General features: G+C 64.3%; 22 protein-coding genes, 1 tRNA gene and 1 pseudogene. 17 read left to right on the forward strand and 7 right to left on the reverse strand.

Annotated features, from left to right (window positions below; translation table 11 throughout):
- Window positions 1-251 precede the first annotated feature (251 nt).
- The 3 genes from W911_RS17325 to W911_RS08445 all read left to right on the forward strand — a co-directional run bounded on the left by W911_RS17325 (window position 252) and on the right by W911_RS08445 (window position 2,288).
- A complete protein-coding gene (locus W911_RS17325; RefSeq protein ID WP_158412852.1) occupies window positions 252-797 on the forward strand; it encodes a TadE/TadG family type IV pilus assembly protein in 546 nt (181 codons plus the stop codon).
- Window positions 797-1,465 (forward strand): TadE/TadG family type IV pilus assembly protein, encoded by a 669-nt coding sequence (locus W911_RS17330; protein ID WP_023787123.1) that lies wholly within the window; start codon window positions 797-799, stop codon window positions 1,463-1,465. Before W911_RS17325 ends, W911_RS17330 begins: the two co-directional genes overlap by 1 nt.
- Window positions 1,466-1,673: 208 nt before the next feature.
- Entirely contained in the window at window positions 1,674-2,288 is a 615-nt protein-coding gene (locus W911_RS08445) for a TetR/AcrR family transcriptional regulator (RefSeq protein ID WP_023787124.1), read from the forward strand.
- A 332-nt stretch (window positions 2,289-2,620) separates the two neighbouring features.
- Here the strand turns inward: W911_RS08445 and W911_RS08450 are convergent, their stop codons facing one another.
- Window positions 2,621-3,442: a metal-dependent hydrolase gene (locus W911_RS08450; RefSeq protein ID WP_023787125.1), complete on the reverse strand. Its 822-nt coding sequence runs from the start codon at window positions 3,440-3,442 to the stop codon at window positions 2,621-2,623.
- 227 nt (window positions 3,443-3,669) lie between these two features.
- On the opposite strand from W911_RS08450, the gene W911_RS08455 reads away from it, so the two are divergent.
- Both W911_RS08455 and W911_RS08460 read left to right on the forward strand, forming a co-directional pair.
- Entirely contained in the window at window positions 3,670-4,593 is a 924-nt protein-coding gene (locus W911_RS08455) for a cation diffusion facilitator family transporter (RefSeq protein ID WP_081717838.1), read from the forward strand.
- A 237-nt stretch (window positions 4,594-4,830) separates the two neighbouring features.
- Complete coding sequence (locus W911_RS08460; RefSeq protein ID WP_041318092.1) at window positions 4,831-5,829, forward strand: FecR family protein; 999 nt, start codon at window positions 4,831-4,833, stop codon at window positions 5,827-5,829.
- Between the two features lie 24 nt (window positions 5,830-5,853).
- Here the strand turns inward: W911_RS08460 and W911_RS08465 are convergent, their stop codons facing one another.
- The 3 genes from W911_RS08465 to rimO all read right to left on the reverse strand — a co-directional run bounded on the left by W911_RS08465 (window position 5,854) and on the right by rimO (window position 10,412).
- A complete protein-coding gene (locus W911_RS08465) occupies window positions 5,854-8,052 on the reverse strand; it encodes a CHASE2 domain-containing protein (protein WP_023787128.1) in 2,199 nt (732 codons plus the stop codon).
- 42 nt (window positions 8,053-8,094) lie between these two features.
- Entirely contained in the window at window positions 8,095-8,853 is a 759-nt protein-coding gene (locus tag W911_RS08470) for a hypothetical protein (RefSeq protein WP_023787129.1), read from the reverse strand.
- Window positions 8,854-9,044: 191 nt separating this feature from the next.
- Window positions 9,045-10,412, reverse strand: a complete 1,368-nt coding sequence (gene rimO / locus W911_RS08475; protein ID WP_023787130.1) for a 30S ribosomal protein S12 methylthiotransferase RimO — start codon at window positions 10,410-10,412, stop codon at window positions 9,045-9,047.
- 199 nt (window positions 10,413-10,611) lie between these two features.
- On the opposite strand from rimO, the gene W911_RS08480 reads away from it, so the two are divergent.
- The 4 genes from W911_RS08480 (at window position 10,612) to W911_RS08495 (ending at window position 15,526) form a co-directional block, all read left to right on the forward strand.
- Window positions 10,612-11,295 carry a methyltransferase family protein gene (locus W911_RS08480; protein ID WP_023787131.1) on the forward strand — a complete coding sequence of 228 codons (684 nt, stop codon included), beginning with the start codon at window positions 10,612-10,614 and terminating at the stop codon, window positions 11,293-11,295.
- 221 nt (window positions 11,296-11,516) lie between these two features.
- Window positions 11,517-14,774, forward strand: coding sequence for an autotransporter outer membrane beta-barrel domain-containing protein (locus W911_RS08485; protein WP_023787132.1), 3,258 nt, complete (start codon window positions 11,517-11,519; stop codon window positions 14,772-14,774).
- A 30-nt stretch (window positions 14,775-14,804) separates the two neighbouring features.
- On the forward strand, window positions 14,805-15,074 hold the full coding sequence (locus W911_RS08490) for a hypothetical protein (protein WP_023787133.1): 270 nt from the start codon (window positions 14,805-14,807) through the stop codon (window positions 15,072-15,074).
- Window positions 15,071-15,526 carry a YybH family protein gene (locus W911_RS08495; protein ID WP_023787134.1) on the forward strand — a complete coding sequence of 152 codons (456 nt, stop codon included), beginning with the start codon at window positions 15,071-15,073 and terminating at the stop codon, window positions 15,524-15,526. Before W911_RS08490 ends, W911_RS08495 begins: the two co-directional genes overlap by 4 nt.
- Before the next feature lie 22 nt (window positions 15,527-15,548).
- Here the strand turns inward: W911_RS08495 and W911_RS08500 are convergent, their stop codons facing one another.
- Window positions 15,549-17,354, reverse strand: coding sequence for a PHA/PHB synthase family protein (locus W911_RS08500; RefSeq protein ID WP_023787135.1), 1,806 nt, complete (start codon window positions 17,352-17,354; stop codon window positions 15,549-15,551).
- 285 nt (window positions 17,355-17,639) lie between these two features.
- On the opposite strand from W911_RS08500, the gene W911_RS08505 reads away from it, so the two are divergent.
- The 3 genes and pseudogenes from W911_RS08505 (at window position 17,640) to glpX (ending at window position 21,238) form a co-directional block, all read left to right on the forward strand.
- Window positions 17,640-18,866 carry an LL-diaminopimelate aminotransferase gene (locus W911_RS08505; protein ID WP_023787136.1) on the forward strand — a complete coding sequence of 409 codons (1,227 nt, stop codon included), beginning with the start codon at window positions 17,640-17,642 and terminating at the stop codon, window positions 18,864-18,866.
- Between the two features lie 29 nt (window positions 18,867-18,895).
- Window positions 18,896-20,230: a homoserine dehydrogenase gene (locus W911_RS08510; RefSeq protein WP_023787137.1), complete on the forward strand. Its 1,335-nt coding sequence runs from the start codon at window positions 18,896-18,898 to the stop codon at window positions 20,228-20,230.
- Between the two features lie 19 nt (window positions 20,231-20,249).
- Window positions 20,250-21,238 (forward strand): annotated as a pseudogene (gene glpX / locus W911_RS08515) (class II fructose-bisphosphatase).
- A gap of 310 nt (window positions 21,239-21,548) precedes the next feature.
- Here the strand turns inward: glpX and W911_RS18900 are convergent.
- A complete protein-coding gene (locus W911_RS18900; protein ID WP_023787139.1) occupies window positions 21,549-21,680 on the reverse strand; it encodes a hypothetical protein in 132 nt (43 codons plus the stop codon).
- Window positions 21,681-21,848: 168 nt separating this feature from the next.
- Here W911_RS18900 and recJ point away from each other — a divergent pair, with 168 nt between their 5' ends.
- From recJ to W911_RS08535, 3 genes are all read left to right on the forward strand, one after another.
- The gene (recJ, locus tag W911_RS08525; protein ID WP_023787140.1) at window positions 21,849-23,711 is read left to right on the forward strand and encodes a single-stranded-DNA-specific exonuclease RecJ; all 1,863 of its coding nucleotides are present in this window, start codon (window positions 21,849-21,851) and stop codon (window positions 23,709-23,711) included.
- A gap of 109 nt (window positions 23,712-23,820) precedes the next feature.
- Window positions 23,821-23,895 (forward strand) — tRNA-Glu (locus W911_RS08530).
- Between the two features lie 134 nt (window positions 23,896-24,029).
- Entirely contained in the window at window positions 24,030-24,233 is a 204-nt protein-coding gene (locus W911_RS08535; protein ID WP_023787141.1) for a hypothetical protein, read from the forward strand.
- A gap of 239 nt (window positions 24,234-24,472) precedes the next feature.
- On the opposite strand, the gene W911_RS08540 is transcribed toward W911_RS08535, so the two are convergent.
- Window positions 24,473-25,219, reverse strand: coding sequence for a chitosanase (locus W911_RS08540; RefSeq protein ID WP_158412853.1), 747 nt, complete (start codon window positions 25,217-25,219; stop codon window positions 24,473-24,475).
- Between the two features lie 82 nt (window positions 25,220-25,301).
- Here W911_RS08540 and W911_RS18355 point away from each other — a divergent pair, with 82 nt between their 5' ends.
- Both W911_RS18355 and W911_RS08545 read left to right on the forward strand, forming a co-directional pair.
- Window positions 25,302-25,469 (forward strand): hypothetical protein, encoded by a 168-nt coding sequence (locus tag W911_RS18355; RefSeq protein ID WP_158412854.1) that lies wholly within the window; start codon window positions 25,302-25,304, stop codon window positions 25,467-25,469.
- 464 nt (window positions 25,470-25,933) lie between these two features.
- Window positions 25,934-26,338, forward strand: a complete 405-nt coding sequence (locus W911_RS08545; protein ID WP_023787143.1) for a DUF2946 family protein — start codon at window positions 25,934-25,936, stop codon at window positions 26,336-26,338.
- Window positions 26,339-26,402: the final 64 nt, after the last annotated feature.

Below are 26,402 nucleotides of genomic sequence, written 5' to 3' on the forward strand. Positions count from 1 at the left end.
GCGTTTGGCGGCGCTCGGACGCGGCGCGCCGGGTGGCGGCCGCATTGGGCGCTGGCCCCTTGGTTCACCCCTCTCGGAGACGGGGAGCCGTAAGGATGTCTTTACCCTCCCGCCGGGTCCTTCAGTCCATCAACCATTCGTAGAGCAGTGATCCTTAACGTGGAGCCTTATCTCGGGGTCTCGCGCGTGCGAATCAAATGCGTCCAGGTGAATTGCATCCTCTCAACACTCTGATCCGGGCTGCGTGCGTCGTGCGGAGATTCCGTGGCGATACGCGCGGGACGACGGCTGTCGAGTTTGCACTCGTCGCGACCCCGTTCTTTCTCCTGATGATGGGGATCATGACGGTCGGGATGCAATATCTGGCGTTGCATTCTCTGGAGCACGCCGTGGGCGAGGCATCCCGCCAGATCCGGACCGGGCAGGCGCAGAAGGCCGGGATGACCGTCGACGATTTCCGGAAAATGGTTTGTGACGAGGCTGGCTCCACCATCGCTTGCGACAGCAGGCTCGTGGTTCATTTCAGGAGCGCGGAGCGCTTCCGGGATCTGGTGCCGATGCCGAGCTGTATTGTGGATGACGGTCTCGCGCCGCCTTCGGGAGCCGGCGACGACAGTCTCGTGACGGCCGTCGGCGAGGAAGACCGAAAGGTCGTTGTCAACATTTGCTACGATTGGGTCATGGGCATGCAGCTCTGGCAGTCGATCTGGGGCTTGATTTCGCCAACGCCAACGACGGGAAGCGGCAAGATCATCCTCTCGGCGGCGACTGTCTTTCAAACGGAGCCCTACAAGTGATGCGGGAGCCGTTTGCCGGCATCGGGCCGGGCGAGAGGAAGCATCGCGCCGGCCGTCCGCGTCTTCGGCGCTGGTTGAAGCGCAGGGCCGCGCTCACGGCCTATCGGTTCGGGCGGTGCGCACGCGGGGTTGCGGCCGTGGAGTTCGCGTTCATCGCGCCGGTCATGCTCGTCATGCTGCTTGGCGCGGTGGAGGCCACACGCGCGATTTCCATCGATCGACGGCTCAGCGTGGTTACGGCGACGGTCGCGGATCTCGTCAGCCGCGAGGAACAGCTCACCGCGCAGGACGTTAATGCGATCTACGACATCGTCGCGCAGATCATGAGCCCATTCGATGCCGGGCCGCTCAGCATTTCGATCGTCCCGGTGAAAGGGCGAAAGGGCGATACGGTTGCCTACGTCGCGCCGAAAAACGTGCCGTCGTTCAATGGCGGTGCGCAACCCGGGAAGTGTCAGGCGGTACCGATCGCAGCCGGACTGATCGATCCGGTGGCGGATGCGGCCGACAGCGTGATCGTCGTCAAGGCCTCCTATGCCTACAAGCCGATGTTCGTAGGAATGATCATGAATAGTGCTCAGTGGGAGGAGCAATCTTTCGCCAAGCCCCGCAAGCAGAGCTGCGTGGATTTCGAAGGCCCCGATTCGTGTCGTAGCGCCTGCACTTAATACGCCGTTCTGCCGGTATTTTTCCGTGATCGGGATGCGGCAATGAAGATTGCGGTGTGCGATAATCTTCAGTACACTGCCGCGCGGGATGCGAAGCTGCAGCGTTTCGAGCGGTACATCGATTTGACAGAGGTGCAACCTCTCCCGCATCCTACTTTCGTATCGATTGCCTTTTCGGATTCGTTCGAACTTTGCGGGATGGAGCTTCATGGGCCGCCGGTCCCTTCATACGGCAGATGAGCTGCGTGAGCTGATCGTTCAGGCCTCGACGGACTTGATCCATGAGAGCGGCCTGGTCGGCTTGTCGGCGCGGGAGATTGCGCGGCGCATCGATTATTCGCCGGGCACGCTCTACAATTCGTTCGACAACCTCGACGATCTCATTCTCACGATCGAAGGCCGCCTCCTCGATCGGCTTCTCGACGAGTTGGATACCGTGCCGGGGGACAGCGAGGCGCATGAGCGCGTCTATCGTATGGCGGATTGCTATCTGAATTTTGCCGGCGGCAATCCTCGGTTGTGGAACCTTCTGTTCGAGCATCACATCCCCGTCTCGCAGACCCTTCCCGACTGGTATCGTCAAAAGCTCGATGCGCTCGCGAGCAGGTTCGAGCAGGTGCTTCGGCCGTTATCGAAGGGGCTCGGGGACGACGAGGCGCGGCGTTCGGCACGCGTTTTGTGGTCCAGTGTGCACGGGATCTCGTCGCTTGCGGTGGCGGATAAGCTTTCGATCGTCTCGGCCGAGGAGGCCCCGGTTTTGATGCGAAACCTCGTTGGAACCTATCTCGCCGGCCTCGAAGCACGGTGTTCTACGGCGGGCTAACCGGCCGCCTATCGCCGCGTCATGACGTGCGGCCTCGGACGCTCCAGGTTTTTGGGATCGGCCGCATTTTCTTGCGGCGAGCCGGGTATCGATTTCGTCGAAAAATGCGCTAACGCCGTTCCGATTAAGATGGAACGGCGCTGTCCCTCATCCGGATTCCTCGCACTGCTCGGTATCCGACCTCTCCCCGCCGGGAGCTGTTGCGAGACCTATTGGGCGCCTCGTTCAACGTGCGTATCTGGATCCCGGCCTTCGCCGGGATGACGGAATGAAAGGCAAAAATCGGCAGCTATATCCGTAACGTCACCCCGAGGTCCTAAGTCAGAACGACTCTAGGGAGCCGATGACGGTTCGGGGGCGGCCGACTTCGTCTCGGGCAGTGTGCCGGTCGTGATGCCGTTAGGTGCCGGGGGCGTGTCTGCGAAGCGGCTCGGTACATCCATGATGCCGAACCAGCTCTCCTTGGGCAAAAGGCGTTCGTTGAGCCCGGCCCACATGTCGCGTGAGGAGATGCCGCTCCAGAACGTGTGGGGCGAGGGCGCAAGCCAGATGGCGAGCGCGAGTGCGGCCGCCATGCCCGCCGTGCCGAGGGGATAACGCCGGTCGTAGACCTTGAGGGCCGTGCCGAAGGATGCCTTCACCCTTCTGTCGATCATGTCTACGGACGAGATTTCGTCGAGCGTGAGGTGGACGAGATAGCCGACCAGCATGAAGCCGCCCGCGAGCCACGCGACGCCCGCGTGCCGGTCCAACAGGTTGCCGAAAATCACCGCCGTTGCCGCCGCGGCGAACAGGGCCGCGAGAAGCGAGTGCCATGTGCCGCGGTGAATGGTGGAGTTGTGGAAGATCGTGTGGAGCCCGTAGCGGACGAAGAGGAGCGTGCCGAGCCAGAGCAGCCACAGTTCCGCGATCGAGAAGTGGTCGGCGGCGGCGAACAGGACCGCGAACGAGAAGAAGATCGCGAAGCCCGAGAAAAGGGCGCGGCTGGGGCGGCTGACGCGGAGATCGATGTCCGGCAGGATGGAGCCTACGACGCCCGCCAGCGTGACCGGGATCAGGTTTTCCGGTGCGATGACGTCGGCGGCGAGCGTCAGCGTCGCCAGCGCGCCGGCAACCACCGTTCCGGTGGCGATGTGGGTGGTGAAGTTGGCCATGACGATGCGCTCCCCGAGCCGGATGCTCGCGCCGTTTCCCGCCCTGCGGCGCCCGTGTTGTCCTTGGGACCAGATTCGTGCGCGCGCGGGGAGCGCTGCGGCTCGTCCGGCTGTGGATAACGGGCGGCTTCGCCCGCGTGGGGAATGGTCGCGGAAGGCTGGCGCCTCGCAGCCTTCTCTGGCAGGAGGGGGCTCGCCGGTCGCAGATGACCGATGAAGGAGCAGGCATGGATCCTCGGCCGAGCAAACCGCGCAAATTTTCAACCGTCCAGTTCATCGGCGCGGCGAGCATCGTCGTGGCGCTTGCCGTTATGGCGCTCAAGTACGCCGCTTATCTCGTGACGGGGTCGGTCGCGCTCTATTCGGACGCGCTTGAGAGCATCGTCAATCTCGTGGCGGCGGTTGCGGCACTCCTCGCGATCACCTTCGGTGCGCGCCCGGCCGACAAGGAGCACCCGTTCGGGCATCACAAGGCGGAATATTTCTCGGCGGTGCTCGAAGGCGCGTTGATCATCGTGGCGGCGCTTCTGATCTTCCGGGAGGCGTACGACGCGCTGCTCTCCCCGCGAGATATCGAGGCCTTCGGTCTCGGCATGGGGCTCAGCGCCGTGGCGACGGCCCTCAACGGGGTGTGGGCCGCGTTTCTTATCCGGCGCGGCCGTCGGTATCGTTCGCCTGCGCTAGTGGCCGACGGCTGGCACCTTCTCACCGACGTGCTGACCTCCGTCGGCGTGATCGCGGGGCTTCTTCTCGCGAAAGCAACGGGGATCGCGCTGCTCGATCCGCTGCTCGCCGTTGCGGTGGCCGCCTATATTCTCTGGAGCGGGTCCAAGATCGCCATGGCGTCTCTGAGCGGGCTACTCGACGAGGCGGCAGATGCCGATATCCAGGCCCGCATTCGTGCCGCGATCAAGGAAGGCGGGGGCGGTGCGCTCGAAGCGCACGGTGTGCGCACGCGCATCGCGGGGCCGGTGGTGTTCATCGAGTTTCATCTCGTCGTTCCCGGCGCCATGAGCGTGCACGAGGCGCACGAGATCTGCGACCGGCTGGAGGCAGCGCTGGAGGCCGAGATCGAGGGGTCGGACGTCGTGATCCATGTCGAGCCTGAGCATAAGGCCGAGGCGCGGACGACGGGCGCTATCCAGCTCTGACGGGGCTTGGCGCGGCCAGGCTGTTCCCTGCGGGACAGCTTTCGGGAAGGGCTTGGTATCTGATAGTGTGCTGCGTCTAGAGCGTGATCAGTTTCGATTGAATCGAGATCACGCTCTATCATCTTTGATGAGACCTATGATTCACATTTCAGGCTGATAGGGCCTGAAATGATCATGGTCTGAGGTCATGCGCGGAGCGCGTTCGCATCCGTGCGCCTTCACGGAAGGATGGCCACGATGAAAAGTCCTTCGTTTCTTTCGAGCCTTACCTTTTCTTTCGCGCTTCTCGCGATGTCGGTCTCTGCGGCTTCGGCCCAGCAGGCGGTCGGCGAAACGCTCGTTGTCGTCAATCTCGTGACGGCAGCCTTCAACCGCGATACGCGCAGTCTCTCGGCGGGAGACGAGGTGCGCCAGAACGAGATCATCGAGGTCGGCCTCGATGCGCTCAGCGAAATCGAGCTTGAGGACAATACGAAACTCGCGCTGGGGCCGGGTTCGCGGCTGACGCTCGACAAGTTCGTCTACGATCCCGAGAAGTCCAAGGGTTCGATCGTGCTCGATCTCGTCAAGGGCGCGTTTCGGTTCGTGACGGGCGTGGCCGAGAAGCCGACGTATGTCATCAAGACGCCCGCGGCCGCGATTACCGTGCGGGGCACGATCTTCGATGTGTATGTCGAGGAGGCTGGCCTCGCGTGGCTGTTGCTGCACGAAGGCGCGGTGCAGGTTTGCAATATGCGCGGCCAGTGCCGCGACCTCGACGAGCCCGGGAAGCTGATCCGGATCGACGACGACGGAGACGTCGGCCCGCCCGTCAGATGGGCGTCTCTCGAAGGCAACGATCGCGTTCCGTTCGACGATGCGTTTCCGTTCGTCACGAGCGGGCCCGCTTTCGACGCCAAGCCCGTACTGACGCGCGAAGCCATCATGCTGGCCGCGTTGCCCAAGCCCGATAAGCCGAAGACCAGACCCGAAACACGGAAGAAGGCGGAGACGAAATCGCCGTCGAAGACATCGCGCAAGCGGGCGGCCGTGCCGTCGAAGACGAAGAAGAAGCCGCGGCGCCAGGCGAAGCGGAGCGGATCGGATGGGTCCGAATTTCTCGGCACGGCCATCGGGATCGGCGTCGGGATTGGGATTGGCCGGATCGGCGGCGGTGGCCGTAAGGGTGGCGGAGGCTACAGCGGCGGCCGTCCCGGAGGCGGTTCGTATGGACGTGGCGGCCGTGCGCCCCATTGACGGGACCCACCCGGGGAGGCCGCTTTACGTGTTTGGGCCGGTCGCAAGCGCTTCGAGCATGCCGTCGAGCGACATGGCGGCGGGATGAGCGGATGCGAGGGCGGCCAAAGCCGCGCGGCAGGCGGTGCGCTTGTCTTGCATCGTTTCGCCATCGGCGGCGGCGGCCGATTTGAGGGCTGCATAACAGGCCGCGAATTTGCGGAACTCGGCCGATTGCGCGATCCGTTCGTCGCCTGCGAGCGCGAAGAGGCGTTCGGGGCGATCCTTGCCGGAGAGTTGCGCCGTAGCGTCGATTTCGAGGAATGCGAAGCCGGGCGCTTCTTGAACCGTTCTCTCGCCTGCGAGGATCGGGACGCCGTAGAGCTTCGTCGCACTCTCGATGCGGGACGCGACGTTCACCGCGTCACCTAGCACCGAATAATCGAACCGTTCGGGCGAGCCGACGTTGCCGACGCAGCAGGCCCCCGTGTTCAGGCCGATGCCGATGCGGATGGGCGTGTGGGGCAAGCCCTCGGCGGCGTTTCGGGCGGCGTCCTCGCGGTTGAGGCGGCGCATCTCGTGCTGCATGGCGAGGGCGGCTCGGCAGGCCGCGGCGGCGTGGCCGGGATCGGGAACGGGTGCGTTCCAGAAGGCCATCACCGCGTCGCCCATGAATTTATCGATGGTGCCGCGCCCGGCGAGGATGATCTCGGAGAGCGGCGTGAAGAGCCGGTTGACGAAGCGGATCAGCGTTTCTGCGTCCATGCCTTCCGAAAGCCGCGAGAAGCCGCGGACGTCCGCGAAGAGGAGGGTGACGTCGCGCATTTCGCCGCCGAGCTTGAGGCGCGACGGGTCTTGCGCGAGCTGTTCCAAAAGTGGGGCGGCGACGTAGTGGCCGAACGCGCGTTTGACGCGGGCGCGGTCGGTTTCCGTGCGGATGTAGGAGAGAAGCGAGCCGGTGAGATAGACTCCGACGAGGGCGAGCGCGGGATAAACCGGGTCGAGCAGATAGCCGCCTTCCGAGAATGCGAGCCACGAGCCCGTCGCGACGGCTGCGACGGCGCTTGCGCCGATGACGGCTGCTGCGAGCGCGCCCGATCGATGGATGGCGACCGAGACGAGCACGCCTGCCAGAAGGAGAAAGACGATCTCGGCGCCGGTGGCGAATGGGGCGCGCGTGAGATGCGTCCCCGCCAGCATCTGTTCGATGGCTTGGGCGTGGATCTCGACGCCCGGTACGGAGGCGGCGAGCGGTGTTGCGCGCAGATCGAGCAGGCCCGTTGCGCTCGCGCCGATGAGGATGTGGCGGCTGCGGACCTCTTCGGGTGTGAAGGTTCCGTCCAGGATCGTATGCGCGGAGAGATAGCGTCGGGGATCGGCGCGGGCGAAGTTGAGCCAGAGCTGGCCGTCGCTCGTGGTGGGGAGCACGGTCGCGCCGATGCGGACCGTTTCGACGCCTGTCTCCTGTCCGAATGCCAGCACGCCGCTTCCGCCCGAGGCGCGCACGAATGCCGTCGTTTCGCCCATGCCGGTGCGGAGCGCTTCGAGCACGAGGGTGGGCGCGAGCGTGTCGCCTGCGGAGACGAGGAGCGGGACGGAGCGGACGATCTGGTCGCGGGCGGGAAGCCAGTTGACGGCGCCTTCGCCGGCTGCTGCTGCGGCAAGCTCGGGCAGCGGCTCAATGGCGCCGGGAAAGCGCGGGACGAAGGTACGCGGATCGTCTCCCGCGGTGACCAAGGCCACTTTGGGTGTGCGAAGTGCGTTCGCGCGCGCGATGTCGCCTGCGAAGCCCAGTACGACCGGCAGTTTCGTCATCGCGCTGGCGAGGAGGGTGTCGTTGGACGGAAGCGCTGCGAGTTCCGCGACGATGGGTGCGAGTTCGCGGCGGGTCTCTGCCTGTCGGGCGAGGGCAGCCGGCGAGAGGCGGTCGGGCTCCGCAAGGATGAGGTCGATGGCGACGGTTTTCGCGCCGGAGTTGGCCAGGCGTTCGACGATGCGGGCGAGTTCGGAACGTGGCCAGGGCCATTGGCCGATTTTTGCGAGGGAGGCTTCGTCGATGTCGACGATGCGGACGGGAAATGTGGGGTCGGCTTCGCGCGGCTTGAGGTTGAGGTAGGTGTCGAAGACGGAGAGCCGGAGGCGTGCGACGGGGTCGGGATCGAGAATGCGTAGCGCAACGGCAAGCGCGAGCACGGTTGCGGTGAGGATGAAATGGAGCGAGAGGCAGGGGAGCCGACGTTTCATGGTGCTCCCCCTCCCGCGCGCCGATGTCTCCTGCCCGCGTCGTCAGACGACGACGGTGGCCTTCTGGCCCATCGCCTGCTGGATCGCGCGCAGCGGCGCGGATGCGCGCCACACGTTCTCGATGCGGAACTGCTCGTGGCCGCCGCCGAAGATCGTCAGCTTGGCGTCGATGTCGCTGGTGCCGAGACCGAGAAAGCCGAGGCCGAGGATTTTATGCGCGATCAGGTCGTCGCTGTTGCGGGTGAGACGGATGTGCATGACCGACCAGCTCTCGGGCGCGCGGCCGAGGATGCTCGAAAAGCGTTGCACGCGCTCCACCTGCGTGCCGCGGAAGCGCCAGTAAGAGAGGCGGTCCACGATGAAGACGATCACGAACCAGACGGCGAACAGGACCGACGACACGAGCATGTAGAACGCGAGGTTCATGTGCACGAGGAGGGCTGGCGGTTCGGCCCAGAATTCCCGCGTGTCCATGACGAAATATGTGCCCGCCGCAGCAGCGCCCATGAGGAGCAGCAGCAGGATCGCGTTGACGCCGCGCGCGCGGACGGTCGTGGCGACGATGACGACGAGAAGCACCAGCGTGAACGAGAGGCCGACCCATGCGCTTGGATGGATGAAGAGCGGTTTGATGCCGGCGCTGAAGTTCACCCGTTCGCCCTGGAAGTAGGTGAAGGCCGCGCAGAAATATCCGTAGGCCCAGACGACCCACCAATAGACGATGGGGGAGTGCGAATAGATGCGAATTTCCGGGCTGCCCTGTGGTGCGGGCGCGGCGGACTGATCGGACGGTGTGACCATGCGGGCCTTCCCCCCTTATCCCCAGAGCGTGATCAGTTTCGATTGAATCGGGATCACGCTCTGTCTCTTAGGTGAGACCAATGATTCACGTTTCAGGCTGGTAGGGCCTGAAGCGATCATGGTCTGCGGCCGGACTGTCGCACCGCCGTATGACAACTGTCAACGCGGGCCGAATGGGCGACGGTTAACGGTCAGTCCACCGTTGCGAAGAGGTCGTAGTCGTCGGCGCCGGTGACGCGGGCCTTTACGATGTCGCCGGGCTTCAGCGTGCGTGCGCTTTCCAGGAACACGGTGCCGTCGATCTCGGGCGCGTCCCACTTGGAGCGGCCGATGGCGCCATCAGGGCCGACTTCGTCGACGATGACGTCGATCTCGCTGCCGACGCGGGCGACCTGGATCTCCGCCGAAATTTCCTGTTGGGCTTCCATGAAGCGGTGCCAGCGCTCCTCCTTGACTTCCTCGGGCACGGCGCCCGGCAGTGCGTTCGCGGGGGCGCCTTCGACGGCTTCGTACTTGAAGCAGCCGATGCGGTTGAGGCGGGTCTCGCGCAGCCAGTCGAGCAGCATCGAGAAATCTTCCTCGGTCTCGCCGGGGAAGCCGACGATGAAGGTGGAGCGGATGGCGAGGTCGGGGCAGATCTCGCGCCAGCGGGCGATGCGCTCGGCTGTCTTCTCCTGGTGAGCCGGGCGGCGCATGGCTTTCAACACGGCGGGCGAAGCGTGTTGGAAGGGGATGTCGAGGTAGGGGAGGATGCGCCCCTCCGCCATCAGCGGAATGACGTCGTCCACGTGCGGATAGGGATAGACGTAGTGGAGCCGCACCCAGGCGCCGAGGTCTCCGAGCGCGCGCGTGAGATCGAGGAAGCGGGCCTTGAGCGGCGCGCCCTTCCACGGGGCTTCGGCGTATTTGATGTCGAGGCCGTAGGCGCTCGTGTCCTGGCTGATGACGAGGAGTTCTTTCACGCCCGCTTTCACGAGGCGCTCGGCTTCCGTCATGACGTGGTTCACGGGGCGGCTCGCGAGATCGCCGCGCAGGCTTGGAATGATGCAGAAGCTGCAACGATGGTTGCAGCCTTCCGAGATCTTCAAATAGGCGTAGTGGCGCGGCGTGAGGCGCAGGCCCTCGGGGGGTACGAGGTCGATGTAGGGATCGTGGAGCGGGGGCGCCGCGTCGTGCACGGCGGTGACGACCTGCTCGTACTGGTGCGGGCCGGTGACGGCGAGAACACCGGGGTGCACCTCGCGGATGCGGCCTTCCTCGACGCCCATGCAGCCCGTGACGATCACGCGGCCGTTCTCGGCCATCGCTTCGCCGATGGCATCCAGGCTTTCCTGCTTGGCGCTGTCGAGGAAGCCGCAGGTGTTGACGACGACCACGTCGGCGTTCGCGTAGTCGGGGGCGACCTGATAGCCCTCGGAGCGAAGCTTGGTGATGATGCGCTCGCTGTCGACCAGCGCTTTTGGGCAGCCGAGCGAGACGAAGCCGACCTTGGGGGCGGGCTTGACGGAGCGCGGGGCTGTGGCGGTCGGATCGCCGGGAGATTGGGATCGGGCGGTCATCTGGGGCCTTGGTTGCCGAAAAACGGCCTTCTAGCACAGGAGCGGGGGGCGTGGAGCCCTCTTGCTGACGCAGGCGGCCGGTCCGGTCATTTTGGCCTCGCGAATTTCATACGGCTGTTACGGAACAGTGAAAATTCTGCCGGATACGCGCGTCCGGCAAGCCCTCGGGCGTGCGCTCGCTCCGGCAAGGGAGGAGCCCATGGACGTCATTTTCTCGATCGGTCTGGTGGCAGGCGTTGTTTTGAACGCGCTGCTCGTGGTTACGCGCTTCAGCCGGCTTCAAATCTGGCCGTGCCCCGAAACGTGGAGCGCGGAGCAGGTGAGTTTTTGGACGCTCTTTCGCGTGACCAACGTTGCCGCGCTTGCGATCATTCTCTTCGGGATTACGCCGGGGCTGTTCGAGGTCCCGGTGCGGATCGCGGCGGCGGCCTTCGGCATCGTATGCTCCGGCTTTTATCTCTTTGCGTGTCTGGAACTCGGGCGCGAAAATCTCTACTGCGGCTCGGCGGGCCTCAAGGTGCGCGGCATCTACCGCTGGAGCCGCAATCCGCAATATGCGACGGCGATCCCCGGCTATCTCGCGGGTTCTGTGGCGGCCGGAACGGTGGAAGCATTGGTTCTGGCGGCTGTCGTGTCGCTCGTCTTCTTCCAGATGGCGATGCTGGAAGACCGATGGCTGAAAGAGACGTACGGGGCATCGTTCGATGCGTACCGGCAGCGCGTCTCTCGCTTCTACAACGTGCGCCGCGTGCGCTCGCTTGGGCGAAGCGCGCGGCGGAAAGCGCGCGCGGTTCTCCGCCACGCAGCGCTCGACGCAACGGGTGCGCGGAGATCCCGGGTGCCCGCGCGCCGGAACGCGATACGGCAGCGTTTTGGCCGTTGATAAGCTCTGCTGCGGCTTTCTCATTCGTCCCTTCAAAGGTTTACCCCCCAACGCGAATCGCGTTTCCCTCTCTTTGAGACGAAGGCTGAAGATAGGCGTGCCGCTTGTCCTCGGGGTTTTTCCTTAGGTTTGCGCTGTGCGGTCCATTGGCCGCGAGATTTCGCGTTTGCAGGCTCGGTGCGCCGCTCGCGATTTAGGCGCGCAATTTATCAGGCGGGGTTATGGGGCGTCCGACGCGGCAAGCGGTTCTGTTCTTCTTTGCTGGAAGCGTGATGCTTTCGGCCGGTGCTGCGGGCGTCCGCGCCAACGACCCGTGCGTTGCGAACGGCACGACGCTCACCTGCAGCGGCGATCAGTCGGACGGTGTGGCGGAGTGGAGCGGCGCGTTCGAGACGCTGCTCGTAAATTCTCTCAGCGGGGCGATTGAGACGTCCAGTCTGTCGGGCATCTATTTCGTGACCAACGGCCAGCCCATGACGCTGCGCAGCAGTACGGGGCCGTTCGGCGTTTCTACGACCGGCGACGACGCGCCGGGAATCGAGGTCGCTTCCCGCGTGACCATCATCAACGGAGCGCACAGTTTCACGTCGGCCGATGTGGTCGTTTTCAGCGACGATACGATCGTGACAACGGGCGAGGAGAGTTACGGCATCGGGTTCGATGTCGTGACCGCCATTGTCGAAGCGACTGCGACCGCGGATGTCTCCGCGACCGGGGCCAGCATCAACGCGACGAGTACGGGCCGTATCTCGACATACGGCGAGTTCGCTCACGGGATCGACGCGTTTACCGCGGTGTCCGCCTCAGCCACCATGCCCGGGAGCCAGGCCGCCGTGGTGGGCGGCGACGTGACGGTTCGAGCCAATCGCGTGCAGACATTCGGCGACGAAGCTAAAGGCGTGTTTCTCCGTCAGAACCTTTCGGCGATCGGTGACGTGTTGGCGACGTCTACGGGAGGGCATTTGGCCGTCAGCTCGGGCATCGTGACCACGCGCGGTGTGTATGCGACAGGTGTGGGCGTTTCCTCGACGGCGTGGTTGCAGGGGGGCAATGCCTCGGGGAGCGCGGCTGCGATCACGATCGAAAGCGAGACTGTCGAGACTTTCGGCGACTTTGCCAACGGCCTCTTGGCAGTGGTGTTCGGGTATGCGGATGCCGTAGACGTTGCGACGATCCTTGGCCGTGAAATATCCGTGACCAACTTGGGACGCGTGACAACATGGGGCGAGGCGGCAGATGGCATTGTCGTGTCGTCGGACTTTGTCGCGGTGAGCGATAACGCCGCCGCGTATGCGAGAGCGGGCGCTGTCGAAATCAACAACGAGGGCCTGATCGACGTTCGCGGCGATACGTCTTCCGGCATTCTCGTCACAGGGTACATCACGGCAGACACATTGGGTGCGACCGCTGCAGCTGTCGCCATCGCGGATGGCGTTACTGTGAACAGTCACGAGGTGCGGGCCTCCGGATATGGCGTTTCGGGTATCTCGGTCTACAAGACGGTACAGGCCGACAGCGCCAGCGGTGCGCAAGCTCACGGTCCCAACGTCACAATCAATGCCCACGACGTCTTTGTGAACGGGGATGACAGCGTGGGTATTATGGCCGTCAACATGGTGTCATCATCAAGCCTCGACGGTTCAAGTGCGGCGTATGGTGGCGATATCCTCGTGAAAACGACGGGCACGGTTTCCGTCGCTGGGGCCAACTCATTCGGCATTATGGCAGGCGGTATGGCGAACGCCGATACCGCGGAGCAGGGTGACGTTTCCATTCATGTGGCGTCCGGATCGGTCACGGCCGACGTCGCTGCGATTTTCTTTGCAAGCGAAGGCGACAATGGGCTTGCGAACTTCGGCACGATTTCCGGCCTGTTCGCGGTGGTTGGCGGCGGCGGCGACGAGGTGATCGAGAACTGGGGCACGATCATCGGCAGTATCGATGTCGGCTTCGGCGACAACGAATTCCATAACTACACGCCGGGCGTGTTCGTATCAGGCGATATCGTTCTTCTCGGGTCCGGCACGCTGACGAATGCGGGCCTGCTCACGCCCGGTGGTGCCGGGCTTTTGCAGACCACGGCGGTGGACGGGGATGTCGTGCAGACGGAGAGCGGGCGCTTTGCGGTCGATCTCGACTACGCGACGCTGGGTTCGGACCGACTTGGAATTTCAGGCACGGCGACGCTTGCCGGAACGGTGGTGGCGCATGCGATCGAGGGGCTTCCAGCCGCCGTTTTCAACCATCAGTTTCATATCCTGCATGCTGCCGGTGGTGTAGTTCCGGACGGGCTGACTGCGCAAGATACTGCGGTCGTCGATTACACCGTGCTTTTCGATCCAAACGGGCAAGACGTCTACCTTGGCGCTGCCATCGATTTCAGCGGTCGTGGCGGCCTCAACGCGAATCAGACCGGGGTCGGCCGTATGCTGAACAGCATCCACTCGTACGGAGCGCCTGCGGCCATGGCGCCTGCTTTTGCGGCCTTGATGAACCTGCCGACGACCGCGGATCTTGCGCGCGCGTACAATCAGGCTTTGCCGGGTGCGGCGGGGCAGCAGCAGGCTGAGGGACAAAGCGCTTCGGCGGACTTCTCGAACACGCTCATGAGTTGCCGTGAGGCGGGCGGACCGAATGCGGCGATCCGCGAGGGCGAGTGCCTCTGGGCACGGGCGCGCGCGACCGATATCAATGTTGACGGCTCGGCGACGAATGTCGGCTCGAACAGTCGGGTGGGGTCGTTCGCAGCCGGTCTTCAGGTCGCGATGGCGGCCGATTGGCGGATCGGCGTTGCGCTGGGTTACGATCTCGTGTCGCGTTCGACGCAGAGCGGCGCGTCCACAGACGGCGATCGCACGAACATCGGCGCGGTGGTGAAGTATAACCCTGGCCCGTACCTCTTGGCTGCGGGTGCGGCTGTAGGTTGGGGAACGTTCGAAACGGATCGGCGAATGGCCTTTGGAGGTTTTGCCGCAACCGCGACATCGAAAAGCGATACGGATTACGTCACCGGCTGGCTTCACGCCGCGTATCTCGCCGATCTGGGACGTTGGTATTTGAAGCCGCTCGTCGAAGCGCGGATGACCGAACTCGATTTTTCGGGCGCGCGGGAAACCGGCGGTGGCGGGCTCGGGCTCGTGATTGCGGGAGCACGCGATACGATGTTCAGCGTGTCGCCTGCGCTGGAAGTCGGGACGGAGTTTCGTTTCGATGCGCTCGCCGTCTGGCGGCCGTTCGTGCGCGCGGGCGTGACGTGGCGTGACCAAGACAATTTGGTTACGCATGCGGCTTTCGCGGCCGCACCCGGCGTGCCGGGCTTCCAGATCGTGACGGAGGTGGATGACGTGCTGTTCGACATTAGCGCGGGCGTCGACGTGATCGGGGCCGACGGTGCGGTGCTTCGCGCGCAATACGACGGGAGCTTCGGCAGCACATCGAGCCAGAACAGCGTCAGCCTCAAGGGCAGCGTACCGTTTTAGTTCCGAAGCGTGTGGACGAGAGGCGAAGGCTTGGCCCAGTTCGTGACGTTGGTATGGGGCGCCGCCATGATCGGTAACCTGATCGTGGCTATCCGCTTGTGCTATGCGATCGAGGCGCGCTCGGGAGTTAAGAACGGGCCGCAGTACGCCAATCTGTTTCCTGTTGCGCTCAACATCGGCGTGGCGCGGGACGCGGAAACGCAGCGGCTGCGGCGCAAGATGAATCTCCACCTGCTGTTCGTTCCGATCGGGTTCGCGCCGTTGATCGTCTTCGCTCTCTACATGGAAGGCATGATTTGAGACGCGGCTATCTGCTCAAAGTTATTGCCGTGGCGGTTGCCTTCGTTGGAATGCCGATGGGTGCGCATGCGGATGGGGTCGCGCATCCGCGGGATGCCGCCGACGTTCTCATGCGCGGAATGCTGACGGGCGATGTGAATGCCGTCGCGGCGCTCTATACGCCCAACGCCGTTTATCTCGCCCCGGATTCGCCCATGATAAGCGGGCGTGACGCAATCCGCGGCGTTTACGAGCGCCACTTGAGCGCCGGCCGCAGCACGATCCGGTTCTTCGACGTCAAGATCGACCAGGCGGAGAACCGCGCGCTTGTGGTTTGGCACTGGACTTCGGAAATCGCGCGCGAGGGGGCGGAGGTTGTCCGCATGGACGGGCGCTCCATGGTCTACATGGTGCGGAGCGACAGCGGCTGGCAGATCAGTGCGGACATGCTGCAGACGCTGCCATCGCGTTGAGACGGCGTTGGCAACGTGAGCCTCAGGGCTTCGCCTTCACGTAGCTTCCCGGTGCATCCTCGATGACGCCGAGCTTTTCGCCCGGCTCGCGCGGCGCGACCCAGTCGCCTGCGTATTTCGTGAGCCATTCCACCCAATGCGGCCACCAGGAGCCGGGATGGTCCTTGGCCATGCCGATCCATTCGTCGAGCGTGTCGGCGGCGGCCTTCGGCGCTGTCCAGTACTGATATTTCATCTTGTCGGGCGGATTGACGACGCCGGCGATGTGCCCGGACCCCGCGAGCACGAACTCGACGGGGCCGCCCAGCAGTTTGGAGCCGATGAAGACCGAGCGGGCGGGCGCGATGTGGTCTTCTTTCGTGGCCACTTCGAAGACCGGCAGCTTCACCTTCTTGAGGTCGAGCTTGACGCCGGCGAGCGACATCTCGCCCTTGGCCAGCTTGTTCTCGTTATAGAATTCGCGCAGGTAGAAGTTGTGGTTGGCCGCCGCCATGCGCGTCGAATCCTGATTCCAATAGAGCAGGTCGAACGGGAACGGCTTTTTGCCCAGCAGGTAATTGTTGACGATGTAGGGCCAGATCAGATCACGCGGGCGCATCAGGTTGAACACGTTGGCCATGCGCGAGCCGTCGAGGAAGCCCCGCTCGCCCATCATCTTTTCAAGCGCGGCGAGCTGGTCGTCGTTGGTGAAGAGCAGCAGGTCGCCCGCTTTCGTGAAGTCGAGCTGGGTGGTGAGGAACGTCACCGCGCGGAACGGCTCCTCGCCGCGTGCCGCACAGTAAGCGAGCGTTGCGCCCAAGAGCGTGCCGCCGACGCAGTAGCCCGTGACGTTGCACTTCTCGACTCCGGTCTCGCGCTTGACGGCGTCCGCCGCCGTCAGGATGCCTTCGAGCATGTAGTCCTCGAAGGTCTTATGAGCGAGGCGATGATCCGGGTTCACCCATGAGACGACGAAGACGGTGAAGCCTTGATCGACGGCGAACTTGAGGAAGCTCTTCGCGGGCGTGAGGTCGAGGATGTAATATTTGTTGATCCACGGCGGAACGACGAGGAGCGGAACCTCGCGCACTTCGTCGGTCGTTGGCGAATACTGGATGAGCTGGAAGATGTCGTTCTGGAAGACGACCTTGCCTGGCGTCGTCGCGAGGTTCTTGCCGACTTCGAACGCTTCCGTATCCGTCTGGCTGATCTTCAGGAGATCGCCCGAGCGCTCCATGTCGCGCGCCAGGTGCTCCATGCCCTGGACGAGGTTCTGCGCGTTGGTCGCGAACGTTTCGCGGACGACTTCAGGGTTCGTCAACGGGAAGTTCGACGGCGAGAGCGCGCTCGACAGCATGCGGAGATAGAACTCCGCTTTCTGGCGCGACGCCTCGTCGAGCCCTTCGGTCTGCTCAAGCACGTCCTCGGCCCATTGGGTCGTGAGGAGATACGCTTGCTTCCAGAAGTCGAAATAGGGGTTCGTGGACCACTCGGGGTCCTTGAAGCGGTTGTCGGACGGCGGGGGCTCGACGATGGGCTCCACGGTTTCGCCGAGGGCGCGGCGGATCGAGGCGTTCCACAGATCGATATAGGAGCGGACGAGGGCGCCCTGGGCTTCGACCAGCTTTGCCGGGTCGGCCATCCAGAGGCGGGCGATTTCGGTGAGCGTCTTTGTCGCTTCGTTCGCTTCGCTCGCAGCCGAAAAGGGGGTGATTTTGGCGTCGGGCCGTTCCAGGAGCTCGCCCATCGCGCGGCCGCCCTCTTCGAAGACGCGCAGGATGTTCTTTGCGAACTCCTCCGGGTTCTCGATCCTGTAGGGGGTGGCGGATGTGGAGAACGGCTTGGTCATGGCTTCAAAGATAGGCTCTTCGTGTGACAACGCCTAGTAGGAGAAAAGCATAGGCGCGAGGACTTAAGGCAGAGATGTGGACAAGGCCTGCACGCGGCACGTCGTGCCCTGCTGTCCCTGCCTCTGGACGTTCGAGGCCCGCTTAGCGTAAACCTAGGGGCTTGTTGGGTGCCGGATGCTTAGCTGATCGCGTGCCCCCGCCGAAGATGGCGGGGTGTCACCGGACAATATGTCCATGCCGGACTGCACAAACGCCCAGAAATCGTCCGTGATCGAGAGCCGCCCGTGATCGAGGAATTCCACCGCATCAAGCGTCTGCCGCCTTATGTGTTCGCCGAGGTGAACCGCCTCAAGGCCACAGCGCGAGCGCGCGGGGCGGATATCATCGATCTCGGGATGGGCAATCCGGATCTGCCGACGCCCCAGCACATCGTCGACAAGCTGGTGGAGACGGTTTCTAAGCCACGCACGCATCGCTATTCCGCATCGAAGGGTATTCCGGGGCTGAGGCGCGCCCAGGCGGCCTACTACGAGCGCCGCTTCGGCGTGAAGCTCGATCCCGAGACACAGGTGGTGGCGACGCTCGGCTCCAAAGAGGGCTTCGCCAACATGGCGCAGGCGATCACGGCGCCGGGCGATGTGATCATTGTGCCGAACCCGACCTATCCGATCCACGAGTTCGGGTTTCTGATCTCGGGCGCTTCGATGCGCCATGTGCAGGCCGGCAACGGCGACGACTTCCTGCGCGCGGTCGAGCACGCGTGCCGCCATTCGATTCCGAAGCCGATTGCGGTGGTGCTGTCGTATCCGTCGAACCCGACGGCGATGACGGCCTCGCTCGACTTCTACAAGGAAGCCGTGGCGCTGGCGAAGAAACTCGACCTCATCATCCTGTCGGATCTCGCGTATTCCGAGATCTACTTCGACGACAACCCACCGCACTCGGTGCTGGAGGTGCCGGGTGCCGTCGACATTACGGTCGAGTTCGGCTCGCTCTCAAAGACCTACAACATGCCCGGATGGCGCATGGGGTTTGCGGTCGGCAACGAGCGGCTGATCGGGGCGCTTGCGCGGGTCAAGAGCTATCTCGATTACGGCGCCTTCACGCCGATCCAGGTGGCGGCAGCCGCAGCCCTCAACGGGTCGCAGGATTGCGTGTCCGAGATCCGCCGCGTCTATCAGAGCCGGCGGGATTGCCTGGTCGAGAGCTTCGGACGGGCAGGGTTCCCGATCCCCCCGCCGCCGGCCACCATGTTCGCGTGGTGTCCGATCCCCGAGCCGTTCCGGGCGCTGGGATCGGTTGAATTCGCCAAGCTTTTGATCGAGAAAGCCGACGTGGCCGTGTCGCCGGGGCTCGGTTTCGGCGAATATGGCGAGGGATATGTGCGGATTGCGCTGGTGGAGAACGAGCACCGTATTCGGCAGGCGGCCCGGTCGATCAAAAAGTTCCTCGCCCAGTCCCCTGAAACCATGCATAACGTCATCCCCATCCCGCAGACAGCCAGCCGTTAATAAAAGCTAGCCAAGCCATACAATTCGCCATGTCAGAGCCTCTGACCCTCGGCGTTGCCGGTCTCGGCACCGTCGGCATGGGTCTCATTCAATTGCTTGAAGCCCACGCCGAGCGCTTGGAAAAGACGCTGGGGCGGCCGATCCGCGTCACGGGCGTGTCCGCCCGCTCGCGCGGGAAGGCGCGTGACGCACTGATCGGCGACGCCCAGTGGTTCGACGATCCGGTGGCGCTTGCGCAGGACCCGTCCAATGCCGTGTTCGTCGAGCTGATTGGCGGCGAGGAGGGGCCCGCCAAGGACGCCGTCGAAGCGGCGCTGAAGGCCGGTAAGCACGTCGTGACGGCCAACAAGGCGCTGCTTGCGCGCCATGGGACGGCGCTCGCGCGGCTTGCGGAAGCGCATGGCGTTGCGCTCAACTTCGAGGCGGCCGTCGCGGGGGCTATTCCGGTTATCAAGACGCTGCGCGAAACGCTGGTCGCGAACGGCGTCCGGCGTGTCTACGGCATTCTGAACGGCACCTGCAACTATATCCTGTCCGAAATGACGGACGAGAAGCGGGACTTTTCCGAGGCGCTCCGCGAGGCGCAGGAGAAGGGCTACGCGGAAGCCGACCCCTCGTTCGACATCGGCGGCTTCGATGCAGCGCACAAGCTTGCGTTGCTCACCTGCCTCGCGTTCGGAACGACGGTCGCTTGCGACGAGATCCATGTCGAGGGGATCGAGACGATTACGCGGGCCGACATCGAGGCGGCCGCCGAGCTTGGCTATTGCATCAAGCTGCTCGGCGTGGCCGTTCAGAGTGCGGACGGGATCGAAGCGCGGGTGACGCCGGTGCTGGTGAACGAAGAATCGCCGCTGGCCGAAGTTTCGGGCGTGACGAACTGCGTCGGGATCGACGCGGACTTCGTCGGCAATCTGCTGCTGGTGGGGCCCGGGGCCGGCGGGAAGCCTACGGCTTCTGCCGTTGCGAGCGATATCGTCGACATCGCGCGCGGGATCGTGATGCCGCCGTTCATCCGCCCGACGGACCGGCTGGCGCCGATTGCGCCCATGAACCTTACGTCGCACCAGGGCAACTACTACATCCGTCTGTCGGTTTACGACCGGCCGGGCGCGATGGCGGCCATCACGCGGCGCATGAGCGACGAGAACGTTTCGCTCGAAAGCATCGTCCAACGCCGTCCCGGCGCGGTTCATCCCGGTCAGCCGGATGAGCCGCCTCCCGGCGCGGCCGAGGCGGCGGTGACCGTCATCATTCTGACCCACGATACGACGGAGGCGGCGATCCGGGCCGTGCTCCAGGCCATCGAAAAGGATGGTAAGGTGGCCGAGCCGCCGCAGATGATCCGCATCGAAGAGCTTTAGAGAGACAGGCGAGGACGCCATGGCAAAGGATAACGGCAACGGCGGGCTCGACCGCGTGCTCGTACTCGAAGTTGCGCGGGTCACCGAAGTTGCGGCCATCGCCGCGGCACGGCTGAGGGGCGGGGCAACGAGAAGGCCGCCGACAAGGCCGCGGTGGACGCCATGCGGCACGAACTCGGCAAGGTGTCGTTCCGCGGCACGGTCGTGATCGGCGAGGGGGAGATGGACGAGGCGCCGATGCTCTACATCGGCGAGACGGTCGGCAACGGCACGGGGCCGGAAGTCGATATCGCCGTCGATCCGCTGGAGGGCACGACGATCTGCGCCAAGGCGATGCCGAACGCGCTTGCGGTTCTCGCCATTTCCGAGCGCGGCGGGCTGTTGCACGCGCCCGATATGTACATGAACAAGATCGCCATCGGGCCGGGCTATCCGGACGGTGTCGTGGATCTCGACGCGCCGGTGGAAGAAAACCTCGCGGCTCTCGCCAAGGCGAAGGGCGTGGCGGTCTCCGACATCACCGCGTGCATTCTCGACCGTTCGCGTCATGCGGATCTGATCAAGGCGGTGCGGGATGCAGGCGCGGGCGTGCAGCTCATTCCGGATGGCGACATTGCCGGCGTCATCTGGACGACCGATCCGGCCGAGACGGGCGTCGATATCTATCTCGGATCGGGCGGAGCGCCGGAGGGCGTGCTGGCTGCGGCTGCGCTGCGCTGCATCGGCGGGCAGATCCAGGGACGGCTCGTGCCCTCGAACGACGAGGAGCGCGTGCGGGCCCAGAAGATGGGCATCACCGACATCAACCGGAAATTCCTGCTCGAAGACATGGCGTCTCCGGACGTGATCTTCGCGGCGACGGGCGTCACCGACGGCTCGCTGCTCGACGGCGTGCGCTTCAGCAACGGCACAGCCGAGACGGAAACCATCGTCATGCGCTCGAAGAGCGGCACGGTGCGGCGCATTAAAAGCCGGTTCCGTAACGCGCATCATGCCATCGAGGGATAGGGCCTTAAGCGCGTGTGGTCCTAGGCTCCAAACTCAATCAGGATGGCGTCACGATGAGACGAGATGGGCCGAGGGCCAGGAGAAGTGCGACGAGCGATGCCTTCGCATCGGTCGAGCGCTTCATGCCGGAGGCGTGCTTCCAGCACGACGCCGCCATCGGCCCATCTCGCCTCACGGCGGAGCCGCGCGGTCCTTTTGTACGTCTGATGCGTCGCAAGGTCTTGCAAACCATGAGGTTTGCTGCAACCTCGCTCCTGCCAGCCGAACAAAAGCCCTCGCGTCGTGAGGCCATCCTGATTGAGTTTGGAGCCTAGCGCGCTTCGAGCTTGAAGCCCGGCGCGTCGATGACGACGGCCGACTGCTGGCTCTCGTAATAGAGGTAGCCCAGGATGGCCACGGCGGCGACCAGCACCAGAATCAGCACGTTCTTCGAGTTGTTCATGGGGCACCCATGTTGAGCGTTGTGCGTGCACGTCTGCCACAAGGCCCGAGTCCCGACAAGCCGTGCCGCGGTTGTTGATAAAAGCGCCATCGGTCCGCGCCGGGCTCGTCTCTGGCGCGATCTCCTGAAACCCTGGGGCTTGGTGCGAATCGGGCGGGGATCTCTCTTATGACGGCACTTCGGAAGGTGCGGGCAGCGTCCGTCGGCGAGGGCTCTGGAGCGGCGTTTCTCGGCGTGACGCAATCCGCGCGCGGCTACCGCTGGCAGGAGACGCTAGAGCCGCAGCGCGCCAACGAGGCGCTTGCGATCAGCCAGCAGCACGGGCTGCCGGAGTTGCTCGGCCGTGTTCTTGCGGCGCGGGGCGTGCGGCTCGACGAGGTTCCCGTTTTTCTCGATCCGACGATCCGGGCGCTGATGCCCGACCCCTCCTCGCTGACCGACATGGACAAGGCCGCGCGCCGCCTTGCGGACGCGGTCGTGCGGCGGGAGCCGGTCGCCATCTTCGGCGATTACGATGTGGACGGGGCCGCCTCGTCGGCGCTGGTCGCGCGGTTCCTCGCTCATCACGACGTGCCGCGGCGGATCTACATTCCCGACCGTCTGACCGAGGGCTATGGACCGAACGCGGCCGCGATCGATCAACTCATCGGCGAAGGCGCGAAGCTCATCGTGACGGTGGACTGCGGGACGACCAGCGTGGATGTGCTCGACGGCGCGACGGCGCGCGGCGTCGATGTGCTGGTGGTCGATCACCATCAGGCGGACGAGCGGCTGCCTGCGGTGCACGCGCTGGTCAATCCGAACCGGCTGGACGACATATCCGGGCAGGGGCATCTCTGCGCGGCGGGTGTCGTGTTCCTGGTGCTCGTCGCGACCGCGCGCGAACTCAGGCAGCGCGGATATTACGGCGCGAAGCAGGGCGAGCCGCCGCTGATGAGCGAACTCGATCTCGTTGCGTTGGCGACGGTGGCGGACGTGGTGCCGCTGAAGGGGCTCAACCGCGCCTATGTCACCAAGGGCCTCCAAGTGATGCGCGCGCGCGACAACGTGGGGCTTCGCGCGCTGCAGGATGCGGCGGGTCTCGGAGAAGCGCCGTCCGCCTACCATCTCGGTTTCATTCTTGGGCCGCGCATCAATGCGGGCGGACGCATCGGGGATGCGGGCCTCGGCGCGCGGCTGCTCTCGACGGAGGATGACACGGAGGCTGCGCGGATCGCGGCGCTGCTCGACCGTCTCAACAAGGAGCGCAAGGAGATCGAGCAGGCCGCGCTCGAAGAGGCGACGGCGATGGCGGACCGCATGATCGACGAGACGCCGGATCTCGGCATTCTGATTGTCGGCTCGCCCGAGTGGCATCGCGGTGTCGTCGGTCTCATCGCCAGCCGCCTGACCGAGCGTTTCAAGCGGCCCTCGTGCGTGATCTCCTGGGACGAGGCGGCGCGCGGCGGCGGCGTGAACGGGACCGGATCGCTGCGGTCGGTTGCGGGGATCGACATCGGAGGATCGGTGCGCCGCGCGGTGGCGGCCGGATTGCTTCTCAAGGGTGGCGGACACGCGATGGCGGCGGGGCTGACCGTCGAGAAGGAGAGGCTCGCGGCGCTTCAGGTTTTTTTTGCGGCCGAGCTTTCCGGATCTGCGGCGCGGCTGGCCGCGCGTGCGTCGCTGTCGGTCGATGGGGCGCTTGTGCCCTCGGCCGTGAACGAAGCGCTCATCGATCTCCTGGAGCGGGCGGGACCTTACGGGCAGGGCAATCCGCAGCCGCGCTTCGTGTTTCCGGCGCACCGGGTGAAGTTTGCGAAGCCGGTTGGGACGGCGCACATTCGCTGCGTGCTTGAGGCTGGCGACGGCTCGCGGCTCGACGCGGTGGCTTTCCGGGCGGCCGGACAGCCTCTGGGCGAGCTTCTGATGGCCTCGGCGGGGGGGCTTCCCGTTCACGTGGCCGGGCAGCTTCGGCGCGACACGTGGGGCGGGCGCAACCGGATCGAGCTTCAGATCGAGGACGCGGCCGATCCCCGGGCGCAGGAGGCATAATTTCGGCCGAGGAAGAGGGGCCCCGCGCGCTCTTGGCGCGCTTGCGTCTTCCGCCAAACCTCCCTATACCACGCCCTGCTGCGGCGTGCCGGCCTCTGCCCCGCCGCCCGGTCCCTTCGTCTATCGGTTAGGACGTCAGATTTTCAATCTGAAAAGACGGGTTCGACTCCCGTAGGGACCGCCATTTATTTATCATTCTATATCAGTGCGTTGTGACGCATCCTTCAAGCGAACTATACTAGAACGTCCGACTATTTTTCAATCGGACGCCGGATCGCGTCCGACTGAGGCCCATTCTTCTGAATACGGAGAGACGCTATGAGTTACGAGCGCGTCGCGGGCGAGATCGTTGAAAAGGTCTTCGGCAAGCCTAATCTCGGCATGGCCGCAACTCTGAAAGAGCAAGTCGATCTACAGAACGCAATCATCAAGGCTCTGCAGGACGAGCGCGACACGTGCGCGAAGCTCTGCCGGATCCACGGCGCCGACCGCGCTGCGGGCGAAATTACGTCCAGATCCTAGCAAACGGAGTGACGCCTTGAGTGACACGTCCCTCGACGTTGACGGCATCCTCGCCAAGGCAGCGGCACTGCTAAGCCCCGTCTCGGGGATGTGCGTTCTGTCCGGCGCGAGCGTGTTGCTTGCGCGTGGATGTCCCCGTGCCTTGCCGTTCGGGAACACAGCTCGGTTGACGACAGCTTAGTCTGGATACGGGATTGCAGCCGCGGTGCGTTTCGCATCGCGGTGCCCATTTTGGCGTTTTATGCCACTTCGGCGTTGAAGTCGTCGCTCATCACGAGCACGGGCGGTTCGAGGCCAGGATTGTGCGCGAGGAGGCCCGATAGCGCATCGACACGCCCCACCGACTGACGCCAGACATCCGCGGTCTCGCTATTGGCGGGATCTGCGAGCACGCGCCGGCGTACCTTCAGAAATGCGTTGAGAAATTCTACTTCCCCGTCTTCCTCGTGCGCGGCAACGGTTTTCCGTGCGCGCTCCAATATGGCTCCGAAGGAATCGGGATCCTCGCCGCCGCCGTGCTGGAGGATCGTATCGTAGAGTATAAGCCGCCCGACGGGGAGGGTGACGCCGAGAGTGCGGGCTGCTTCCATCGCAGGGTTGAAGTACAAGCGGTCGGCGACCTCGTCACATGCCTGCTGAAGAAACGGCCCGCGGGCAAGTTCGCGGCCCCAGGCTTTCGCGAAGCCAGCCAATTTTGCGGAATCCGTTCCAGAGGCTTTCGGCGGGAGCTGTGCGAGAAATGGCGTCAGGCTGTTGGCGGCCGCGAGGTCCGTATAGCGTTCGATGATCCAGCCGGTTTCGAGCTCGTTCGTGACAAATCCATATTGTGTGATCGTGTAGCCGCGGCCGTCGCCGAGGTCTTCGATGTAGCCGAAATCGGCCCGCGGTGCGCCGACCTCGAAAATGTTCGAGATCGATTTGATCCTTTGGACCATGGCCGTGTCGAGGTGCGGCTTTAGCCCGGTGCGCTCGGAGTGCGGCGCCATCTCTGCGACTCGCCCGATGTTTCGGTCCGCAATATGCGCGGCGCCAAATGCAAGGGACAATACAAAAATGTGGCGACGATTTATGCGCACGCCGCTTTGCGCGCGCGCTTGCGTCGAGGCTTCGGCCGTCATTCCCGCTCCGATCCGGCCCCCGCTGCGCGTATGCGCCGACCTGGAAGACCTGGCCGGACGCGTCGGATACGCACACTGGGTTGCGAAGCCGGGTGACCTCGATGCTGCTGCCGCTTGAGTTCGTGCGGTGCGGAAATGAAGTTCCCAACCGCTCGTCGACAATGATCAGCTATTTGGGGAAGCCAAGACGCCGGACGGTCCGGTCCACAGCTAACGGGGAATTCGTGGAGGGTGGCCGCAAGGGACGTGTCTGGGGTGCCACAGTCTTGCCAGTGCCAGTGCCAGTGCCAGTGCGGCCAGCGCTGGGTTGTTGGCGAGCCTGGGACATGGGCTCGCTGCGCGTGTCTCCGGCGCCATTCTCCGACGACGTCATATGACGTCGGTCAAGTGACCCCTTGAGATGCGCGTGTAACCTGAGATCGTTGATCGCCAACTGTGTCGGCGCGTGCGTTCGCGAGTGATCGGCGGTTGCCGCACCTACAGGGTGCGGCTTATGCGCGATCTCGAAGGCTTGCCGGAATGTGACCGAACCGCAACAGGATCTCCCGCTCCGCCAGGTGGATGATGATTAGCGCTTTGTCGATGTCCGCTTTCTTCCCTATTTCTGCCGAAGGCAACAAGGTGGCTTTCGTGCGCGCCGTCGGTTTCATCGTCGTCTTCGTGCTGCTGATCCGGGCCGCCGTTCCGGCCGGGTTCATGCTTGCGCCGGCGCATGCAGACGCCGGCGGTGTGACGATAGTGATCTGCACGGCGCATGGCGTGCAGCACGTTCCTCTCGAAGACGAGCGCGAACAGCTTCCGTCGTCCGTCGAGGACTTCGACTGCCCGTTTGCCGCGTCGGCTCTACCGGCGCTCGCGAACGATCCGCCTGAGCTTGCGGCGGAGGTTCGCTATGCGGCCGTCGCGCACAAGCTCGCGCGCATTCAGTATAGCCTGACGCCTCTGCCGGGCGCTTCCTCTCCGCGAGGGCCTCCCGTTTCGGTCTGACGTTCGCTTGTCGCGAGTGCCCACGACGGCTGCTCGCTCTCAGACCATCCAGGGAGTATCCACC

The organism is Hyphomicrobium nitrativorans NL23, assembly GCF_000503895.1.
Classification (GTDB): domain Bacteria; phylum Pseudomonadota; class Alphaproteobacteria; order Rhizobiales; family Hyphomicrobiaceae; genus Hyphomicrobium_C; species Hyphomicrobium_C nitrativorans.

Bases quoted from the DNA above. Each gene is read 5' to 3' on its own strand.
- W911_RS17330 (WP_023787123.1), top strand. From the start codon at position 797: ATGCGGGAGCCGTTTGCCGGCATCGGGCCGGGCGAGAGGAAGCATCGC.
- W911_RS08445 (WP_023787124.1), top strand. From the start codon at position 1,674: ATGGGCCGCCGGTCCCTTCATACGGCAGATGAGCTGCGTGAGCTGATC.
- W911_RS08450 (WP_023787125.1), bottom strand. From the start codon at position 3,442: ATGGCCAACTTCACCACCCACATCGCCACCGGAACGGTGGTTGCCGGC.
- W911_RS08455 (WP_081717838.1), top strand. From the start codon at position 3,670: ATGGATCCTCGGCCGAGCAAACCGCGCAAATTTTCAACCGTCCAGTTC.
- W911_RS08460 (WP_041318092.1), top strand. From the start codon at position 4,831: ATGAAAAGTCCTTCGTTTCTTTCGAGCCTTACCTTTTCTTTCGCGCTT.
- W911_RS08465 (WP_023787128.1), bottom strand. From the start codon at position 8,052: ATGAAACGTCGGCTCCCCTGCCTCTCGCTCCATTTCATCCTCACCGCA.
- W911_RS08470 (WP_023787129.1), bottom strand. From the start codon at position 8,853: ATGGTCACACCGTCCGATCAGTCCGCCGCGCCCGCACCACAGGGCAGC.
- rimO (WP_023787130.1), bottom strand. From the start codon at position 10,412: ATGACCGCCCGATCCCAATCTCCCGGCGATCCGACCGCCACAGCCCCG.
- W911_RS08480 (WP_023787131.1), top strand. From the start codon at position 10,612: ATGGACGTCATTTTCTCGATCGGTCTGGTGGCAGGCGTTGTTTTGAAC.
- W911_RS08485 (WP_023787132.1), top strand. From the start codon at position 11,517: ATGGGGCGTCCGACGCGGCAAGCGGTTCTGTTCTTCTTTGCTGGAAGC.
- W911_RS08500 (WP_023787135.1), bottom strand. From the start codon at position 17,354: ATGACCAAGCCGTTCTCCACATCCGCCACCCCCTACAGGATCGAGAAC.
- W911_RS08510 (WP_023787137.1), top strand. From the start codon at position 18,896: ATGTCAGAGCCTCTGACCCTCGGCGTTGCCGGTCTCGGCACCGTCGGC.
- W911_RS18900 (WP_023787139.1), bottom strand. From the start codon at position 21,680: ATGAACAACTCGAAGAACGTGCTGATTCTGGTGCTGGTCGCCGCCGTG.
- recJ (WP_023787140.1), top strand. From the start codon at position 21,849: ATGACGGCACTTCGGAAGGTGCGGGCAGCGTCCGTCGGCGAGGGCTCT.
- W911_RS08535 (WP_023787141.1), top strand. From the start codon at position 24,030: ATGAGTTACGAGCGCGTCGCGGGCGAGATCGTTGAAAAGGTCTTCGGC.
- W911_RS08540 (WP_158412853.1), bottom strand. From the start codon at position 25,219: ATGGCGCCGCACTCCGAGCGCACCGGGCTAAAGCCGCACCTCGACACG.
- W911_RS18355 (WP_158412854.1), top strand. From the start codon at position 25,302: ATGCGCACGCCGCTTTGCGCGCGCGCTTGCGTCGAGGCTTCGGCCGTC.
- W911_RS08545 (WP_023787143.1), top strand. From the start codon at position 25,934: ATGTCCGCTTTCTTCCCTATTTCTGCCGAAGGCAACAAGGTGGCTTTC.